Origin of the sequence: Paenibacillus sp. FSL H7-0737 (assembly GCF_000758545.1) — a bacterium.
In the GTDB taxonomy this organism is placed as follows: Bacteria; Bacillota; Bacilli; order Paenibacillales; family Paenibacillaceae; genus Paenibacillus_AQ.
Genome location: NZ_CP009279.1, coordinates 4,653,608 through 4,672,719, shown reverse-complemented (window position 1 = coordinate 4,672,719; position 19,112 = coordinate 4,653,608). Strand labels below are relative to the sequence as shown.

General features: G+C 43.1%; 22 protein-coding genes. 19 read left to right on the top strand and 3 right to left on the bottom strand.

All coding sequences use genetic code 11. From position 1 onward, the window contains the following. Nucleotides 1-47 precede the first annotated feature (47 nt). Nucleotides 48-1,145, top strand: a complete 1,098-nt coding sequence (gene hisC / locus H70737_RS20490; protein WP_042190165.1) for a histidinol-phosphate transaminase — start codon at nucleotides 48-50, stop codon at nucleotides 1,143-1,145. Between the two features lie 47 nt (nucleotides 1,146-1,192). Then, a complete protein-coding gene (locus tag H70737_RS20485; RefSeq protein ID WP_042190163.1) occupies nucleotides 1,193-2,287 on the top strand; it encodes a prephenate dehydrogenase in 1,095 nt (364 codons plus the stop codon). Nucleotides 2,288-2,624: 337 nt separating this feature from the next. Here H70737_RS20485 and H70737_RS20480 read toward each other — a convergent pair whose 3' ends face one another. Continuing rightward, the gene (locus H70737_RS20480; protein WP_042190160.1) at nucleotides 2,625-3,848 is read right to left on the bottom strand and encodes a CynX/NimT family MFS transporter; all 1,224 of its coding nucleotides are present in this window, start codon (nucleotides 3,846-3,848) and stop codon (nucleotides 2,625-2,627) included. Nucleotides 3,849-4,099: 251 nt separating this feature from the next. Beyond that, entirely contained in the window at nucleotides 4,100-4,666 is a 567-nt protein-coding gene (locus tag H70737_RS20475) for a helix-turn-helix domain-containing protein (protein ID WP_042190158.1), read from the bottom strand. An 809-nt stretch (nucleotides 4,667-5,475) separates the two neighbouring features. Here H70737_RS20475 and H70737_RS20470 point away from each other — a divergent pair. From H70737_RS20470 to H70737_RS20420, 11 genes are all read left to right on the top strand, one after another. Then, nucleotides 5,476-6,063 carry an RNA polymerase sigma factor gene (locus tag H70737_RS20470; RefSeq protein ID WP_042190156.1) on the top strand — a complete coding sequence of 196 codons (588 nt, stop codon included), beginning with the start codon at nucleotides 5,476-5,478 and terminating at the stop codon, nucleotides 6,061-6,063. A 5-nt stretch (nucleotides 6,064-6,068) separates the two neighbouring features. After that, entirely contained in the window at nucleotides 6,069-6,659 is a 591-nt protein-coding gene (locus tag H70737_RS20465) for an anti-sigma factor family protein (RefSeq protein WP_042190154.1), read from the top strand. A gap of 179 nt (nucleotides 6,660-6,838) precedes the next feature. Continuing rightward, complete coding sequence (locus H70737_RS20460; protein ID WP_042190151.1) at nucleotides 6,839-7,426, top strand: histidine phosphatase family protein; 588 nt, start codon at nucleotides 6,839-6,841, stop codon at nucleotides 7,424-7,426. An 89-nt stretch (nucleotides 7,427-7,515) separates the two neighbouring features. Beyond that, nucleotides 7,516-8,598: a hypothetical protein gene (locus tag H70737_RS20455; protein WP_042190148.1), complete on the top strand. Its 1,083-nt coding sequence runs from the start codon at nucleotides 7,516-7,518 to the stop codon at nucleotides 8,596-8,598. 245 nt (nucleotides 8,599-8,843) lie between these two features. Continuing rightward, nucleotides 8,844-9,023 carry an IDEAL domain-containing protein gene (locus H70737_RS20450; protein ID WP_042129535.1) on the top strand — a complete coding sequence of 60 codons (180 nt, stop codon included), beginning with the start codon at nucleotides 8,844-8,846 and terminating at the stop codon, nucleotides 9,021-9,023. Nucleotides 9,024-9,278: 255 nt separating this feature from the next. Continuing rightward, nucleotides 9,279-9,698, top strand: coding sequence for a DUF2487 family protein (locus H70737_RS20445; protein WP_042190146.1), 420 nt, complete (start codon nucleotides 9,279-9,281; stop codon nucleotides 9,696-9,698). 239 nt (nucleotides 9,699-9,937) lie between these two features. Continuing rightward, nucleotides 9,938-10,492, top strand: coding sequence for a QcrA and Rieske domain-containing protein (locus H70737_RS20440; protein WP_042190144.1), 555 nt, complete (start codon nucleotides 9,938-9,940; stop codon nucleotides 10,490-10,492). A 6-nt stretch (nucleotides 10,493-10,498) separates the two neighbouring features. Next, complete coding sequence (gene qcrB, locus H70737_RS20435; RefSeq protein ID WP_042129529.1) at nucleotides 10,499-11,170, top strand: menaquinol-cytochrome c reductase cytochrome b subunit; 672 nt, start codon at nucleotides 10,499-10,501, stop codon at nucleotides 11,168-11,170. Nucleotides 11,171-11,196: 26 nt separating this feature from the next. Continuing rightward, nucleotides 11,197-12,069 (top strand): menaquinol-cytochrome c reductase cytochrome b/c subunit, encoded by an 873-nt coding sequence (locus tag H70737_RS20430; protein ID WP_042190142.1) that lies wholly within the window; start codon nucleotides 11,197-11,199, stop codon nucleotides 12,067-12,069. Nucleotides 12,070-12,162: 93 nt separating this feature from the next. After that, nucleotides 12,163-12,804: a DUF1405 domain-containing protein gene (locus H70737_RS20425; RefSeq protein WP_231573319.1), complete on the top strand. Its 642-nt coding sequence runs from the start codon at nucleotides 12,163-12,165 to the stop codon at nucleotides 12,802-12,804. A gap of 155 nt (nucleotides 12,805-12,959) precedes the next feature. Then, a complete protein-coding gene (locus H70737_RS20420) occupies nucleotides 12,960-13,859 on the top strand; it encodes a sporulation protein YpjB (RefSeq protein ID WP_052404373.1) in 900 nt (299 codons plus the stop codon). A 140-nt stretch (nucleotides 13,860-13,999) separates the two neighbouring features. Here H70737_RS20420 and H70737_RS20415 read toward each other — a convergent pair whose 3' ends face one another. Then, nucleotides 14,000-14,869 carry a YitT family protein gene (locus H70737_RS20415; RefSeq protein ID WP_042190138.1) on the bottom strand — a complete coding sequence of 290 codons (870 nt, stop codon included), beginning with the start codon at nucleotides 14,867-14,869 and terminating at the stop codon, nucleotides 14,000-14,002. 168 nt (nucleotides 14,870-15,037) lie between these two features. Here H70737_RS20415 and H70737_RS20410 point away from each other — a divergent pair, with 168 nt between their 5' ends. The 6 genes from H70737_RS20410 to bshA are packed head-to-tail and all read left to right on the top strand — an operon-like array spanning nucleotide 15,038 to nucleotide 19,108. After that, nucleotides 15,038-15,367, top strand: coding sequence for a nucleotide pyrophosphohydrolase (locus H70737_RS20410; RefSeq protein WP_036676271.1), 330 nt, complete (start codon nucleotides 15,038-15,040; stop codon nucleotides 15,365-15,367). 59 nt (nucleotides 15,368-15,426) lie between these two features. After that, nucleotides 15,427-15,948, top strand: coding sequence for a tetratricopeptide repeat protein (locus tag H70737_RS20405; RefSeq protein ID WP_042190136.1), 522 nt, complete (start codon nucleotides 15,427-15,429; stop codon nucleotides 15,946-15,948). A gap of 33 nt (nucleotides 15,949-15,981) precedes the next feature. Next, on the top strand, nucleotides 15,982-16,785 hold the full coding sequence (gene dapB / locus H70737_RS20400; protein WP_042190132.1) for a 4-hydroxy-tetrahydrodipicolinate reductase: 804 nt from the start codon (nucleotides 15,982-15,984) through the stop codon (nucleotides 16,783-16,785). A gap of 15 nt (nucleotides 16,786-16,800) precedes the next feature. Then, nucleotides 16,801-17,223, top strand: a complete 423-nt coding sequence (locus H70737_RS20395; protein WP_042129517.1) for a methylglyoxal synthase — start codon at nucleotides 16,801-16,803, stop codon at nucleotides 17,221-17,223. Continuing rightward, on the top strand, nucleotides 17,220-17,930 hold the full coding sequence (gene bshB1, locus H70737_RS20390) for a bacillithiol biosynthesis deacetylase BshB1 (RefSeq protein WP_042190130.1): 711 nt from the start codon (nucleotides 17,220-17,222) through the stop codon (nucleotides 17,928-17,930). The genes H70737_RS20395 and bshB1 overlap by 4 nt, the downstream gene beginning before the upstream one ends. Nucleotides 17,931-17,950: 20 nt before the next feature. Continuing rightward, entirely contained in the window at nucleotides 17,951-19,108 is a 1,158-nt protein-coding gene (bshA, locus tag H70737_RS20385) for an N-acetyl-alpha-D-glucosaminyl L-malate synthase BshA (protein WP_042190128.1), read from the top strand. Nucleotides 19,109-19,112: the final 4 nt, after the last annotated feature.

Here is a 19,112-nt window from a genome sequence, read left to right as displayed (position 1 = left end):
GACCTGTGTATAGTGGAGTAATCAACTATGGAGAGCGAGGACTATTCATGAATCCAAAACCGAATATAGTTAATCTCCCTGTCTACAAACCAGGGAAACCTATAGACGAAGTTAAGAAGGAGCTTGGCTTAAGTGAGGTTATTAAGCTTGCATCCAATGAGAACCCGTATGGAGCTTCCCCGAGTGCTAAAGAAGCTATTCTAGCAGAGCTTGAGAATCTTTATCTATATCCAGACGGATCGGCCGTTGAATTGACGGCAGCACTTGCCAACCGTCTTGGTGTGAACAGCGATAATATTATTTTTGGCTGTGGTTCTGATGAGATTATTGCTCTTATTGCTCGTGCTTTCTTCTTGCCAGGTGATGAGACAATCATGGCTGACCAGACCTTCTCTGTGTATAAGAGTAACGCAGATATCGAAGGCGCTGTGTCCATCGAGGTACCACTTGTAAATGGTACACATGATCTGGATGGGATGCTGGCCCGTATTACGGACCGTACGAAGGTTATCTGGATTTGTAATCCGAATAACCCAACAGGAACGATTGTACCAGAGGAAGCCTTGGTTTCTTTCCTTGATGCTGTTCCTTCCAATGTAATGGTTGTTCTTGATGAAGCTTACTGTGAGTACGTAACAGATCTTTCTTACTCCAACGGTATCCAATTATTAAATCGTTATATGAATTTGGTTGTGCTTCGCACATTCTCCAAAATTTATGGCTTAGCCGCATTGCGTATTGGTTATGGCGTTGCTAGTCCTGAGATTATTTCATTGATCAACAAGGTACGTGAGCCTTTCAATACCACTCGTCTTGCGCAAGCGGCGGCTCTTGCTGCCTTGAATGACCAAGAATACGTGGAGGAATGCCGTCGTCTTAATAGCGCGGGTATTGTCCAATTACAAGGTGAATTCAAACGTCTGGGCCTTGAATCCTTCCCCGCACACGGGAACTTCATTATGGTAGATGTTCGCAAACCTGCAACCGAGGTTTTCGATGCTTTGATGCGTAAAGGAATCATAGTAAGAGCGGGTCATCAAGTTTACCCTACTTATATTCGTGTTACTGTGGGCTCTGCTGAACAGAACACAGCGTTTATAACTGCGCTGGAACAAACGCTTATAGAGTCTGGTGTGCGGGCTTAGTAATAAACAGCAAGACTAGACTAAAAAAGGCAGGTAGTTCAAAGAACATGACGACAAAAATAGCTATATTCGGTGTCGGTCTGATCGGAGGCTCACTGGCCCTTTGCTTTAAAGGCAAGGAGGGCCTGACCGTCGTAGGACATGCCCACCGTCCTGAATCCGCGAGTAAATATATAAGCAGAGGTGTGGTTGATCAAGCCACGCTTTCTGTTGAAGAAGCGGCACTTGATGCTGATTTCATTTTTTTATGTGTACCGGTAGGGATGTTAGAGGATTATCTGCAGCAATTAAGTAAATTGCCTCTAAAACCCGGCTGCATTATTACAGATGTAGGAAGCACGAAAGCTAGTATTGCCGCATGTGCGGTCTCCTTAGATATTCCTGGAGTACATTTTATCGGCGGACACCCAATGGCAGGATCAGAGCGCTCAGGTGTTGAGGCAGCTTCATCACTGCTATTTGAGAATGCCTATTATGTGTTGACGCCTCCTCCAGGAGTGCCAGATGAGGCTTATCATGCACTGGAGTCTCTACTACACCACACAAGAGCACAGATAGTACGCCTTGATCCAGAACGCCATGATGAGATTGTAGGTGCCATTAGTCATCTACCGCATATTATTGCTGTTGCTTTGGTAAATCAGATTCGTGCCTATGACGATACCGACTCCTTATATAGCACGCTAGCTGCAGGGGGCTTTCGGGATATCACTCGGATTGCGTCCAGTGATCCTATAATTTGGCGAGACATTTTGCTGAACAATCGTTCCGTAATGCTTCGTTTATTGAAGGATTGGAACGAGGAAGTTTCTTCTTTTGTTCGTCTACTGGAAAGTGAAGATGGCGTAGGGATTGAAGAGGCCTTCGAAGAAGCGAATGGCTTCCGCAGTCAGTTGCCTGAACGGCGTAAAGGCATGATAGCACCTTTATTTGACCTACATATTGATGTACCGGATCATCCGGGGATTATCGGTCGTATCGCTACTGAGCTGGGGGACCAAGGCATTAATCTTAGCAACGTACAAATCATCGAGAGTCGTGAAGATGTGCCGGGTATTATGCGCCTATCTTTTCGTCAGGAGAACGATATGGAACGAGCGAAAGTGCTCCTGCAGGAGCACGATTATACCGTATATGTGTAGTATTAAGGTTCGCTCAGGGTCATTTTCAAATCGTAATAAATAGTAAAAACAGCGATTCTCATGTTATTAGAGAATCGCTGTTTTGTTATTCTGGCTTGTTGGTTGCTAGCTTCCACATGCCGCCGTCAGTACCACCTTTGAAGTAGTCTTTCGGACTCCACTGACGCTATTTCATTTGGAGGGCTTATATTGGGTGTTTTTCGCTCTAATTTAGATTTGGCTTTTTGTAACTGTTCCCGAACTCGCTTTCTCCATTTCGATCAGTATTTCTTCCAAGAAATTCTCAGGTACATATGTCATGCCATTCATTATAAATTCCTGGCTGACATTAACCAAATTAACTTGAGTTTATTTCGCCGTAACTATTTTGGCTATCTACAAAACGATTTCTTGCTGCTCCTATACCAACTAAAAAGAGAAAGGCCGAAGCTCCAAGCAGAATGAAAAGTGGCAGGTTCCAACTATTTGTCGCATCATGCAGATATCCTATAAGGGCAGGACCGATTGCGGCAAGCAGATATCCGATCGATTGCGCCATACCAGACAGTTCCGCCGCTTGATGCGCATTTTTAGTACGTAAACCGAAAAACATCATGGATAAGCTAAAGGCGCAGCCTCCACCAATTCCGAGTATGATGATCCACAACAGAATGATATTGGAGCTTCCGAAAAGCAGTCCGAGCGTTCCCGTCAAAAGCAAAATGGTTGTGATGACCACTAACGAACGTTGACTTGACATTCGCCCAGCAATAACGGGGACAATAAAGGTAAATGGAAGCAGCGCTAACTGCATTATTGAGAGGTACCATCCTGATTGGCTTGAGTCAATGCCTTGCTGCTTTAAAATTTCAGGCAACCATGCGATCAGCACATAGAAAATCATGGACTGCATACCCATAAACAAGGTTACTTGCCAGGCGAGAGGGGAACGCCAAACATTTACATCATTGCAGGCTATCTGTTGACTCGTCGAGGTTGTTCGCTTCGTATGCTTCCTTAATTGAGGCAACCAGCAGAGGATCGATACAAAGCTTAAGATCCCCCATATTCCCAACGCTCCCTGCCATTTTAAACCTACGTTTGCGGCTAGCGGTACACTAATTCCCGATGCGATCGCTCCAGATAAACTCATTGAAATTCCAAAGATACCAGTCATGGCACCTATTTTATTAGGGAAATCACGTTTGATTAAACTTGGCATTAATACATTACAAACGGCAATTGCAAATCCAAGAATTGCAGTTCCAATATACAGATTTGCAGCGCCAGCTAAAGAACGTATTACAATACCAACAGTCAAAAAGATCAGGGCAAACAAAATTAAAAGTTCTACTCCATACTTGCGTCCTAGTTTTGGTACTAGAGGCGATAATAAAGCAAAGGTAAGTAACGGTACCGTTGTTATCAGGCCTGCTAAAGTATTGGAGATATGAACGTCTTCCCTTATGAGACCCACTAAAGGACCGACCGAGGTTAAGGGAGCACGTAAATTTGCGGCAATAATAATAATGCCGAGTATTAGCAGCCCTAGAGATGATGGTAAGATTTTCTTGTTCGGCATTCTTCATTTCACCTTCCAGAATTATGTGTACTTTTGGTTTTCTGCTGATTGAAAAACTATGAAATAACATCCGCGCGGACAATAAAAGTATATTATAATATATTAAAATTAACAATAAGTATTTTATAGTTAACTTTATGAAGACTGTCCTATCACTTGAAGTGCTTTATATTAGTTAAAAAAAATACAACTCTGAGTTCCCATATATAATGGAATACTGAGTTGCATTTTATTAGTGAAATTTTCGGCTTTTAGAAACCATATTTTAAGGAGATATGGAGCACTGTTTCGCTATTCGTATGATTGGTATAAGAGTGAGGGCGATCTGCACGAAAACTGATCGTATCATATTGATTCAATGTGTACATCTCACCATTGACTTGAATTTCAATGGAACCAGTCATTACTGTCGCAATTTCAGTTGTATTCACATGATGACCTTCAGGGTGATACGAACTATTTGGCTGTAAGTAAGCTCGACACATTTCAATATCGTTGCTTACGTTTTTAAAGACGGGTTCAATGATCCAATTCTTTTGATCATTAGAAAACCGAAGACCTTCGCCTGCTCGATACAAACTAACAGGGTCTTCAGATTTGAACAAAGCTAGTAGGGGTAAAGATAGGCCTTTTGAAATTTTCCATATAATCGCCAAAGTTGGATTTGTCTCGCCGCGTTCGATATTCCCCAGAGTAAGTTTACTTACACCTGTTAATTCCGCTAAGTCATCTAAGTTCATGTTTTTTTCTTTTCTGTACTTTTTCAAGGCACCGCCGATTTGTAGTACAAGTTGTTTTGATTCATCGATTTCATTCATTTCATATTCACCTCAACAAATATCTTTATAGCTAGTATATTGTTTATCTTGACTCTTTTCCATACCTCTTCAAGTGGACGCAAACGGGGTAATAGATGACTGTGGGGATTTGTGGAAGCTAATTCGCTCGCTATAGTAAAATAACCTATTATAGATCATCTAACAAAAGGTACAGCGCTTACAGGACAAAAAAAGACCGCTTACAAAGTAAGCGGCTACAGTTCACAATAAATTGGAACCGTGTAGTATTTGGATAGGAGTGGAGAGAAACCATACTGTACTTTTATTATATGTATACGTTTACATTTTGTCAACAGTTTATTAAAAAGAGATTAAAGTCATATTACAGTGATCAAAGTCTTATGGTTGAACTTCATGTTCGTTTATAATCTGTTGTCAGGTCATGCTGACGAGATTACCGCTCTGAAGTCTATTAATGTCATCCTATGAGAATCTGTGATACAATAGATCTGGTATATTTCTAGATTCGTTATAAAATTTATATGCTCTTAGAAATATGCCATTTTTCTTTTTATATTCATCACAATCATCATGCCTTAATTATTGGGTGTTTGAATATACATAGGTGTATTTCAAAATTGAAGAACGGATAAGTTGCACGTCATATGTTTTCCCTTAAATTCCCACGAGGAACGTTTGTCTTACATAAAAGGTCGACAATATCGTTTCTTCTTGTAATAAACTAAAAAGTTGTAGTAAACCAGCGCAACTTTTAAAGCCCAAACCGGTATAATAAGTACGGACCGGACGGGAAAAGACGTGCAAGGGCGAGGAGGGCCAATCTCACCATGACGGATTCCCAGTTGATCCAGGAAATCAAACAAGGCAACACAGAATTATATTCAGAATTAATGCGTCGTTATCAACGAAAAATATTGGCATTTGTATATCATATGCTTAGAAACTCACAAATGGAGCTAATTGCAGAGGACCTTTGTTCGGAGACTTTCTACAAGGCATTCCGTAGCTTGCATTCCTTTCGAGAGGTAGATGCTTCCTTTTCAACGTGGTTGTACACTATTGCTCGTAATACCGTGCTAAGTGAGCTTCGTAAGAATCGTGCCGGAAATGTATCCCTAGAAGAGAGTGGATATACTCCCGTTGCACCGTTTGAAGTAGCGCCTGAGCAGGCTGCATTGCGTAAAGAACGGATGAATTTGGTTCGTGAGGCAATTAATAATCTTCCGGAGAAACAACGCTCTGCGCTAATCCTGCGTGAATACGATCAGATGGATTATCAAGAAATTGCAGAAATTTTGGATCAGAGTGTAAGCTCCGTAAAATCATTGTTGTTTCGTGCCAGAAGTAGTGTGAAGCTTCAACTCGAATCCTATTTCAATGAGCCTGAAGTTGAAGAGCAGGTTGAGAGGGTGTAAGGCGAATGAATTGCAGGGAAGCGCAAGAATGTATTCCGCTCTTGTGGGACGCTCCCCCCACACATCCTAGGCGGATTTTGCTCGAACAACATATTGAAACTTGTCCTTACTGCGCTGCTGAATGGTCTCTGTGGCAAGAGAGTAGCCAGCTTATGCATGATTTGAAAGAAGAGATTAGTGAAGAGCGTGCAGAAGTTATAAATGTTAAAGTTATGGAGCGGATTTATCTAGAGAGTCCTTGGTTGATGCCAGGGGATGGGAAATCCGCAGGGACATCTGCCATTGTTCGTCATAGGCTTAGTCTCTGGATCGCTTGCTTCCTGGCGGTATTTTTGTCTAGTGTTCTTTACTTTACTATGTTTAGAACACCTGCAGATATCACTGTGGCTCAAAGTGGAATTGTAGAGACTGGCGTTGCTGGCTCTATGGAATGGACTTCTACTTATCCCATTTTAGGCTCTGAAGGTGGGATTATTGAACCGCTTGTAGTAAATATGGGACCTACTCATCCTCAATATTGGATGATGTTATCCATGCTTGGCGTGGGTTTTGCAGTGTTTTCGTTAACCCGGCTGAATCGATATCGCAGATCATAAAGGGTCTATTGATGTATGACTTAGCTATTGCAGTATATAATAGTGTTAAGAACGATGTAGGAGTCCCTTTATGTAAAGATAAGGGGCTTTTTTGTATTCTAATACGTATAAAAGAAGACTTTTTATTTCATCCATGTTACATTAAGAGACAAATACTTGGGTGAAAAGGGGGAGGCAATATGCTAATCGGCTTGATACGCCATGGATTGACGGACTGGAACGCAATTGGAAAGATACAGGGGCAAAGTGATATTCCGCTTAATGATGAAGGACGGATGCAAGCTGCTATGCTTGCTGACCGCTTATTACAAGAGCCGTATCGCTGGGATTATTGCATTACAAGTAATCTTTCCCGGGCAGCAGAGACAGGCAAGATCATCGCTGATAAATTAAATGTACCGTTGCTTGATCCTGATGATCGGATCCGGGAACGTGCCTACGGGCAAGTAGAAGGGCTTACTGCCGCTGAGCGTGAAGAGAAGTGGGGGAAAGATTGGAGTCAGCTTTCACTTGGTCAAGAAACTGACGAACAGCTTCAAGCACGTGCACTTGCCTTTATGGAGGATATTTCTGCGCAGCATCCCAATCGGAATATACTAGTTATATCTCATGGAGGGTTCCTCGCTCAACTGTATACTGCATTTTACAAAGATAAGTATTCTGAGCGAATTGGGAATTTATCCCTGACAATTTTGGAGAAGAAAGAACGGGAATGGAACCCTATTCTATATAATTGTACTCGCCATATCCTGCAAAATCAGCGTTAACCCGTGCATCGGGTTATTTTTTTTGCGCAAAGGGGAATAAAAAGGGCTGTATTTCCCATAATGGTAGTAAAACGGTGAGGCGATAAAACATGAATCTGGCGGATATGCTCACTTATGCAGATATTGGACAGCTGACCGCCATAGCGGGACGCTACCGGTGTGAATGCAAGCAGAATTCCAAACATGACTTGATCCAGAGTATTTTGATTATGCTTGGAAGCAGAAGTTTTATGGAGTCTCATATCCGGGAATGTGCTCCGGAGGATCTACGGTTTCTGAATACATTACTTTTTGATGAACGCAGCTACTTTAGTCTGGAAGATTTGTTGGCTGTAGCTAGACAGGCTTCTTTTGATGCTCCAGAAGGAAAGACCGGAGGCTTCCGAGAAATGGTATCTCGTTTCAAAAGCGGAGGCTGGCTCTTTAGCGGTTCCTCCCAGCAAACCAGATACTTGTTCCAAGTGCCTAAAGACTTGAAAGAGCGCTTTCGTGAGACGATGAGCGCACATATCAAGGATAAGGTTGCGGTTAGCTCTGAACCAGCCATGTATCGAAATGAAGGAGAATTGTTATTAAGTGATCTGGTTATGCTTCTGAGATATATCAAGGAAAATGAGCCAGAGCTTAATCAGGAAGGGGCAATGTATAGGCGGTATCAGCAAGGAGTGATGAATGCACTTCATATTCCGGAGGATCTTCTTAGCAAAGGCGGCTGGAGATTTGGTTATGGTAGGGCATGTGAGCATTATCCGCCTAGATTAGCGCTCCTGTATGATTATGTTCGTCATCGCCGCTGGATCACTGAAGAAGGTTTTCGGCTAAGGCTTACGGCGACAGGAGAGGCAGTGTTAGCCGACGGAAAATGTGACTCGTTGATGCAGATATTCTCTTTTTGGTTAAAACTATATAAGGGGGCTGTACCAAACCTGCCTTCACTTGTGTATTGGGTAAGCATTAGTGCTGGGAATTGGGTGAGCGTACCTTCATTAGTGGATGGTATTGGGTGGTTAATTAAACCGTTCTATTATGACAATGCTGCCTCTATTTTGGAGCAACGAATTATTCGGATGATGGTGCACCTTGGGATGCTTAAATTAGGGGAGACTACTGCTGGTCTCACTGTGATGATGACGCCGTGGGGGATGGAGATAGCCGTGCCTAAACATCTATAGTAGTATGAAGGCATACAAGCAAAAGCTTATGGGGATTACATATGTAGATGAGGACTTCGCTTTGGTTGTTGATAGGAACAATAGATGAAGTATTGATCAGAATGGGTAAATATGTAGAACGTAGACAGGATTGTTGAATATGATTTAGTAGGTGCCGTCACTTTTGAAACCGAAAACAAAATCATCTTGGTGGATATCAAAATATTAAAGCAATAAGGATCTCTTAAACAGCGGAGGTGTATCGAATGGACAAAATGAAGGCTACGTACGAAGTGATGCTAGGACTTGCGGCAGAAATGGTGTGGGATGAAGCGCTGCGAAAGCGTCGCTCCGACATCTTGCACCGTGAGATTGACACGGCGCTGGCTACAGGAGATAAATTGGCTTTTCGAAATCTTACAGAAGAACTTAAAAGTTTGGCATAAAGAAATGCGCTTAGCGCATTTCTTTTTTTATTTATATAATTTGATTTTTCTAATGGAGTAATGAAGCTCTCAAAGTATGAACCCCATTAACGCTTCAAAGACTTGTATATCTACTTCTACGTTGGATTGATCATATCTGTAAAAATCTAAATCTAGACGTTTGTCCTCCTCTTTCAATATAATGGGATTTGTAACATCGGGCAAATTTGTGAAAAGTGGACGCGAAGAAGGATCGTAAATAGGGAGATGACATTAATGAAATTCAGTGATTTTGAAGTTGAACAGTGGGAAGAAAATCGAAAGTTCTATGATACATGTCTCATACCTTTTACAGGATTAAGTGGGTCCGAGAGTCCTCCTGAGACGGTTCAAGCATTAGAAAGATTACGTGATTTTATGGATTTGGTGGAAATACCGTTTAAGGGACGGATTGTAACTTACCCGGCGATTCAGTATGGAGGGGAAGGATATGTCGATCTAATTAATGAGGTTTGCCGAAAAGTCAAATCCAGTGGTTTCCAGTATGTCGTGGTGTTAACAGCAGATATAGCACTTCTGGAACAAGAAATTTTTGAAAGCGATTTAGTACTCTCTCTGCCTATCATTGAGGGCTCTCCGGAAGGTAAGATTAATAGTGATATTGGTATGAAAATTCAAAAGATGTGGGGACGGTGAGTCTCTTTTAAATGTGACAGAAAATCAACAATTGTAAGCGGAAATCACTTTTTGGCCTGTCACAAATTAGACAATATTCTTGACGGGTTTTAGTGCCTAAGCTATTATTAGGTTGAATCGAAATGGTATGTGATGTATTTCATTGAAAAGATTTGAAAACGGATTATTTATAGTAAGGCATCTCTGATCGGACACCTTAGATACTTTCTTATATCTTGAGAAGGGGGTTATATAACAGTATGAGCAGCCATAATGATCAACAGGATATTTGGCCTGAACAACCACCCAGCCGTAAAGAGATGTCGCGCAGGCAATTTTTGACCTACACGCTAGGTGGCGCTACTGCTTTTATGGGGGCAGGTACAATTCTCCCAATGGTCCGTTTTGTCGTGGACCCAATATTACATAAGAAGGGCGCAGGTGATTTTATAAAGGTTGCTGAAATTAGCAAAATCACCGAAGAGCCCCAAGAGTTTACGTTTGAATTGAAACAGAAAGACGGATGGTACGACAGCACAGCGACGCTGACTGCGTGGATCCGTAAAGACGCAAAGGGTGATATTTATGCGCTTTCACCCATTTGTAAACATTTAGGATGTACGGTTGGATGGAACAATGATAAGGCACATCCGGACGAGTATCACTGTCCTTGCCACGGTGCACGTTATACCAAACTCGGCAAAAATCTCGAAGTAGCTCCAAAACCGCTTGACCAGTATAAAACGAAATTTGATAACGGGTGGGTTCTTTTGGGTGATATTGTGCCTAATACAGTAGCTAGTGAGGAGGCGTAGGTTCTAATGTTTAAAAATGTCTATAACTGGATTGACGAACGTTTGGATGTTACGCCAATTTGGAGAGACGTGGCCGACCACGAGGTTCCTGAGCATGTTAACCCGGCCCATCACTTCTCTGCGTTTGTGTATTGTTTTGGCGGACTGACCTTTTTTATTACAGTGATTCAGATCTTATCGGGTATGTTCTTAACGATGTATTATGTTCCAGATATTATCAATGCTTATGCAAGTGTTGAGTATTTACAATCTAGTGTTGCCTTTGGACAAATTGTTCGCGGAATGCATCACTGGGGTGCCAGTCTTGTCATTGTTATGATGTTCCTTCATACGATGCGCGTCTTCTTTACAGGCTCTTATAAAGCTCCGCGTGAGATGAACTGGGTAGTTGGAATGCTCATCTTCTTCGTAATGTTGGGTCTCGGTTTAACGGGTTACTTATTGCCTTGGGACAATAAAGCTTACTTTGCGACTAAGGTAACACTCGAAATTGCTAACTCTGTTCCAGTGATGGGACCCGTATTGAAAGAACTTATGCAAGGCGGTACGATTGTTGGTGCAGAAACGTTGACTCGGTTCTTCGCACTTCATGTATTCTTCCTCCCAGCGGTGCTTCTTAGTCTGCTCGTAGGACACTTTATTATGATCCGCAGACAAGGGATTTCTGGACCGTTGTAAGTTAATCTGAGAGAGGAGGAATACGGATGGCACATGGAAACAATTCTAAGGAAAAGGTTGTATATGTCGGTGATACCAGAGTTCGTAAAGGCAATGGATTTATCACACCTCCAGACTATTCAGCCTATCCTGGTAAATCGGAAGCCTTTATCCCTAACTTTCTACTGAAAGAATGGATGGTTGGCGTCGTTGTACTTGTAGGAATATTAGTGCTTACTATTTCAGAGCCAGCGCCGCTAGGGTTTCCAGCGAATGCGAGTGCTACGGTTATCCCAATTCCTGACTGGTATTTCTTGTTTCTCTATCAGTATTTGAAGCTTCCTTATGCTTCAGGTGATTATATCGTTCTGGGTACATTAGGTGTAACCGGTGTAGCTTTTGGTTCACTTCTTTTAGCACCATTTCTTGACACGGGCAGAGAACGTCGCTTCTATCGTAGACCGATCGCTTCATCTTTGATGTTCTTATCGCTAGCGGCGATTGTGTACTTAACAAATACCGCTTGGACGGAATACAAACATGAAATGGCTGAAACTGGTCAAATTCCTGAAGATGTTCAACGGGAGGAGAAGGCGGCAGAGAATAGGGCGAAGGGGCTTCCAACCTCGAGTGCAGTTAAGGCAAAGGAAGTAGCGATTGTAGATAAGGATGATCCTGCTATGGGGCTGTTTAAGCAAGCTACTTGCATCTCTTGTCATGCGGCGGATTTGAAAGGGGCAGGCGGGCCTTCACTTCGCGGCGTTGGGGACACCCATGATAAAGAAGCAATCCTTACTATTATAAAAGAGGGTCAAGGACAGATGCCGAAGATGTATGATATTGCTCTGGGAGCGGGGCTTTCGGATCAAGACATTGATGCCTTGGCAGACTGGCTTGCCAAACAAAAAAGCGAACAGTAAAATAAAAATAACGCAAAACCTGATCGAAACTGCGGTCAGGTTTTTGTATGTCTAAATGTAAAGTTGCCACTACTTGGGAGGTTAATGATCTGTATGTCCGTTCTTAATAAACTGTTTAAGCACCGAGGAATCATTTGGTTGTTATTTATTGTGAATCTTCTCGGTACCATTTATGGCTACATATGGTATGGCAATCAATTGGAGTTCACGGCGGCTAACTTTCCGCTTTGGTTGCTCCCGTTTGTTCCAGATAGTCCAACCGCAAGCTTGTTCTTTACCTTGGCGCTGTTGCTAATGCTCTTTCCTCCAAAAAGCTATACGGGAAACAATGTAAGGGAGCTTATTGAGGCGTTAGCGGTTGTGACGTCTGTGAAGTATGGGATTTGGGCAGTAAGTATGATTTTTGCTGGAGGTTATCAAGGAGATATTCTAGTTTGGAAAGACTGGATGCTGGTGATCTCTCATTTGGGGATGGCGGTAGAAGCTTTGATCTATGCACGATTCTTTTCTTTCCGCAAAATGATTCCGCTAGCGCTGTTCTGGACCCTTGCTAACGATATGCTGGACTATTCCTATGGAATATACCCATGGTTACCTTCTGTACTGAATGATGATGTCACACAGGTGCAATATTTCACGATGGCGCTTACGGTGTTTAGTGTAATTGTTGCTTGGTTGTTTAGTAGTAGACAAAGACCAGTAGACTCTATCTATCAGTTTAAGAACAGGTTCTAGTAAGCAGTTCTAACCCTTGTCCGCCTGCCATACATTTAGAATTATAAGAAGTATAAGTTTTATCCTATACTTTATCCTTATAATTTTACGAGAAACGAATATCGTCTAATAAAGACGACAACGTCGTTTCTTCTTAGGTAGGAGGGGGATGTCTCATGCTCCGAGGGAGATATTATGTGTTGGTTATTCTAGTGTTTTGTTGGTTATTGACCAGCATGAATGTTGAAAAAGCTTCAGCAGCGCAAGGGAATGCTGGTGAAGGTTCTGGCAAGGTTTCGAAGCAAAGCGCCGACGTTAGTTCGGGCAACGGTTTGACAGTGATGAGTGGAAAGACTGGAGCACAGCAGCTAGAACAAGCCGCTGAGGCATTGTATGGGTATGTCTTGGAAGGGGATGTGATGAAGGTCCGACAAGAGACCGAAGAGATCTCTAGGATCATAGTGTCCTCTTCTTTTGAAGGAATGACCTCTGTAGAGGGCATTAATGCGTTGTCAGGGGTCATTATGGACCTGAAGGCTGCTGTGGCAAGTGCAAAAGTATCTCAGCAGCAATTGGAGGCTACAGCTACCAGGTTACGATTAGCTGCCAACAGTCTGAATCAACCCGGACAACCCATTTGGCTTCAGTATTATAAGCTAATTCGCGAGGATTTAAATGCGATGGAGCAAAGTGGTGCTACAAATGATCTGGCGGGATGGAAAACGGCTGTAGAGAGGCTACAGGGCAGGTATGAAAATATCCGGCCAGCGGTGATCGTCTCTCGGAAACCTGAAGTTGTAAATACATTTGATTCTTGGCTCTCATATGCCGCAGGCATTCCTTCTTCCTCACAAAAAATCGAACGGGCCCGGTTACTTGAAATTGTGTCTTATGGTCAGGATACTGTGCGGGTAATGTTCGGAAAAGAGAAGGATGAGCCGGCTTTGTCAGTACCCCTGGCCTCACAAGAATTTGGGATTTGGGGAGGACTAGCCGCAGGGTTTATTATCGCTGTATTAGCTTATGCGGGTTATCGTAAGTACCGTGGAGAGAATCAGAACTTCAAACCAATTTAGTGGAATGGTTATATAAATAACCAAAAGGAGCGGGGAAGAGTCCCCCGCTCCTTTTTTAACGAATCAAAACTTATATATTTGGGGCCCCCGCAAAGTACCTGAGTACGTATCGAAGCAAGGCCCCACTTTGTGGGGATATTTTATGTTTCTCTGAATCCCTCGCCTTGTACGTCGTGCACATCGCTAATAATTACGAACGCGTGCGGATCAATCGATTTGACCAGTAAACTAAGACGGCGAATTTCCTGCCTTGAAACTACACAGTACACCATATGTTTGGCTTGCTTAGAATACGCACCGATTGCAGGGATGAGTGTTACACCTCGTTCTAGTTCAGCAGTTATTAGATCAGCAATTTGGGGTGCCTCATCACTAATGATTGTAAATGCTTTGGCGGCATAAGCGCCTTCCTGGATAAAATCGATGACACGCGATGCGATGAACACTGCAACGAGTGTGTATAGAATTTTTTCTTTGGGAATATAGAAGATGGAAGAGCCGATAATGAAAATGTCGATGGCCAGAATAATCTGCCCCATACTCCAGCCGAAATTCCGTCCCAGAATTCTTGCCACAATGTCTACGCCACCTGTAGTGCCACCAAAACGGAACACAATCCCAAGCCCGGTTCCAAGTGTTACCCCTGCGTATAGTGCAGCAAGAATAAAGTCATGTTCGGTACTGAAAGGGACAATCCATCCAGCAGAGATCAATCTTTCGAAGATCCACAAGAAAAGGGACAAAGATCCGATTCCTACCCCTGTGTATACAATTTGGCGGCCGCCTAGGACTTTCCAACCGAGCAGAAACAATGGGAGATTGATTAGCAGTGTTGTTAAAAAGATTGGAATGTCAAAGGCATAATTAAGCAGCAGTGTGATTCCCGTTACGCCGCCTTCCATTAGTTGACTGGGAATGATGAAATACAGTAGTCCGAATGCATATACTGCGGTTCCCAGCATGATAGGGGCAACTGTTTTGCTGATTGAAATTACCTTGTTTGAATTCATGGAATCCCTCGTTAGGCCTTGTTAAGGCAGTTTTTCTTTTCCTATAATAAGTATACCTTTTCTTGCAGGTGTTAAAATATTCAAAAAAGATTTGTCTTCAAAACGTCTTTACGATAACATAGGGGCAAACAGAAGGCAAGATATACAGAGGGGGCAAAGATACATTTTATGGACAAAAGTCTTGGTGACATTCAGCGTGAAGTAGACGCTTATATATCGCAATTTAAAGAAGGGTACTTCAGTCCGCTGTCTATGTTAGCCCGCATGTCCGAGGAAGTCGGAGAGTTGGCGCGGGAAGTCAATCATGAATTCGGTGAGAAGCCGAAGAAGTCTGATGAAGCAGAGAATTCTATAGAGCTTGAACTGGGAGATATTTTGTTTATTACTGTTTGTTTTGCAAATTCTCTTGGGATTGATCTGACTGAAGCACATAATAAGGTCATGCATAAGTTTAATACCCGAGACGCTGGTCGTTGGACACCAAAAGACACCGATTAGGCCTCTATAACATATGCTGTACCAAACGAACGGGATTTAGCCGTGAGGATGGTGAGGATATGGATCAAAGGGATTATGTAAGAGAAGCCTATCGCTCTATATTGCGTAGTGACTTTGCAGAAGCTATTGTATGCTTTGAAGCCGCGATTGCAGCAAGTCCGGCTGATGCTGAAGTCAGATATCGTTGTTCCATAACGTATGCCCGCAGTGGTATGCTAGATAAAGCTTTAGTTCATGCTCAGGCGGCTATGAAGTTAGATGGCAGCAAACCTGAGTATAGTCTACATCTACAGCATCTTCAAGCTATGATGCATGTACAGGAAGCTAAGCGGTTGATAGAAGATGAAGATAACAAAACTCGTAACCCGTATCATCCGATTACGCTACTCAAAGAGGCCATCACCCTTGATCCATTATATGGGGATGCTTATGTATGGCTTGCCATCGCACATAGTCGGGTGAATGAACATATGCAGGCTATGGCCGCCTTGAAAGAAGTGATTTCTTTACATCCGGATGATTCTGGCTTGCGAGAATTAATGGTAGACCTTCAGAAATCCATACAATCGTATATGCAGTAACTATATAACTAGTGAAAGCGAGGATGAAAAGATATGAGCAACAAGATCAGAGTTATCGTATCCGGAGCAGGCGGGAGAATGGGTAAAGAGGTTGTTAAACTTGTGCTGCAGGACGAAGAGTTGGAGCTAGCGGCTGCGGTAGATCGTTCAACGATGGATATCGATGCAGGCCGTCTAGTAGGTCTCGAAGACTCAGGAGTTATTGTAACTTCAGATCTTGAGGCTGCCCTCGCGGGAAGCAATGGAGATGTTGTGGTCGATTTCACTACACCACAATCCGCGTATATGAATACAGTGCTAGCCATTAAATATGGAGTGCGTCCGGTTATCGGTACAACCGGATTCACACCGGAGCAAATTGTGGAACTGGACAAGCAGTGTCAAGACCAGGGGATAGGTGGACTTATTGCTCCAAACTTCTCTATAGGGGCTATTCTGTTGATGAGATTTGCGGCTCAAGCTTCAAAATACTTTCCGCATCTGGAGATTATCGAGTATCATGGTGACCAAAAACTGGATGCTCCATCCGGGACTGCAGTCAAAACAGCAGAGATGATTTCAGAAGTACGGGAAGAGCTTCGTCAAGGAAACCCTAAAGAAGAAGAAACGATTGAGGGTGCGCGTGGGGGTTACTATAATGGATTCCGGATACATAGTGTCCGTCTTCCTGGTGTGTTTGCCCAAGAAGAAGTGATTTTTGGTGGGTTCGGACAATCCTTAAAAATCCGGCATGATTCTTATGAGCGAGCAGGCTATATGCCAGGCGTTAAGATGGGTATTCAAAAGGTTATGGGATATACTGGCTTGATCTATGGATTTGAGCACTTTATAGAATAGACAGGGGAGAACACCATGTTAAAGATCGCATTTATTGCACATGATCGTAAAAAAGATGAAATCGTAAATTTTGTATTAGCCTATGAGCATGTATTTGTAGGTCATGAACTATTTTCTACGGGGACTACTGGCCAACGGATCATGGATGTGACTAGCTTGAAGATTCATCGCTATATGTCAGGACCATTGGGTGGAGATCAGCAAATTGGGGCAATGGTAGCCCAAGATGAATTGGATCTTATTATTTTCTTGCGCGACCCATTAATGGCACAGCCACATGAACCAGATATTACAGCTTTACTTCGTCTATGTGACGTATATGGTATCCCTGTAGCAACGAATATCGCAACAGCTGAGGTGCTTGTGAAGGCGATTGATCGCGGTGACTTTGCTTGGCGTGAACTCGTCCATAAATACAAACCAGGTGTTGATGAATGAAGCTGGACATTCTTGTATTTGGGGCTCATGCGGATGATGCGGAGATCGGAATGGCAGGTACGATTGCGAAGCATACCGCTGCAGGACTAAAAGTAGGTCTGTGCGATTTAACAGCTGCGGAAATGTCCTCGAACGGTACTGTAGAGCTACGCAAGGAAGAGGCACAGCAAGCTGCTGATCTGCTTGGCGTGTCTGTGCGGACGAATTTGGGTTTATCTGACAGAGGGCTGTTTATAACAGAAGAGCATGTGGCCGCTGTGACAGCCGAAATTCGCCGGTTTGCTCCTGCGATTGTTTTTGCTCCTTATTGGGAAGATCGTCATCCGGATCATATTGCGTGCAGTAAGCTAGTAGAAGAGGCTGTTTTTAATGCTAAACTACGTAAATATATGCCGGACAAGCCGGCAGTTCCGGCTCCACAGCTGTTTTTTTATTTTATAAATGATTTAGGACGTACGGATCTTATTGTAGATGTTACTAAACAATATGGGCTGAAGGAGCAGGCGTTGTCCTGCTATCGCTCCCAGTTCACCAAGCCGCTCGGTGCCGATGCTGTATCCACACCGCTAACGGAAGGTTATATTGAACGTGTTCGTTCCAGAGACATGTTGCTTGGACAGCGGAGACTTATTCCCTATGCGGAAGGATTTGCAACAAAAGTTCCCTATGCAGTAGATCTGTTTACTGCAGGGGATCAAACTATATAAGGTATAGAAGGGGACGGAATATGGATCGTTTGAAAATAGGCATCACTTGTTATCCGTCTCTTGGCGGCTCAGGCGTAGTAGCGACTGAATTAGGAAAACTCTTGGCCGAGAAGGGACATGAAGTTCATTTTATTACACACAGCATTCCGTTTCGGTTAGGGAAATTCCAGAAAAATATATTTTATCATGAGGTAGAGGTTAATGATTATTATGTATTTAAATATCCTCCTTATGATTTAGCACTTGCTACGAAGATGGCTCAGGTTGCCAAAATGCAGAATTTAGATCTGTTGCATGTTCATTACGCCGTTCCGCATGCTGTTTGTGCTTTCCTTGCTAAGCAGATGCTTGGTAATGATATAAAAGTTGTAACGACTTTGCATGGCACTGATATTACGGTACTTGGACAGGATGAATCGCTAAAAGATCTAATCCGTCTTGGAATAAATGAAAGTGATGCCGTAACAGCCGTATCGAAGGATCTCATTAGAGAAACACGAGAAGTGCTGGATATTACGCGCGAGATCGACCTCACTTATAACTTCGTTGATCATCGTGTCTATTATCCACGGGATGTATCGAATCTGCGAGAAGATTTTGCTTCTCCCGAGGAGAAGATCTTGATGCACATCAGTAACTTCCGCCCAGTTAAAAGGGTAAGCGATGTTGTCGATATCTTCGCTAAAGTGAATCGTGAAATCCCTTCACGTCTGCTGCTTGTTGGCGAAGGGCCGGATCTTCCTAAGATTCAAGCTAAGATCAGTGAAATGGGTCTGGATGATAAAGTCCGCTTCTTAGGAAGACAGGATGAGATTGCTCAAGTTATTTCGTTGGCTGATCTTCTTCTGTTACCTTCTGAGAAGGAAAGCTTTGGTCTGGTCGCCCTGGAAGCGATGGCCTGTGGTGTTCCGACTATAGGTTCGCAAACCGGAGGCATTCCGGAGCTCATAGAACATGGCAAGACAGGATTCATTGCTCCAATTGGTGATACAGAAACTATGGCGAAATATGCAATCAAACTCCTATCGGATGATCGCATGGTGGAGCAGTTCAGACAAGCTTGTCTGGAAACGGCCTGCAAAGATTTCTGTAAGGATTCGATTACAAGTCAGTATGAGGATATATATTACCGTGTGCTCGGGCGCAAGGTACCTAGACTGGATACAGTCAGGGGGTAAGGAG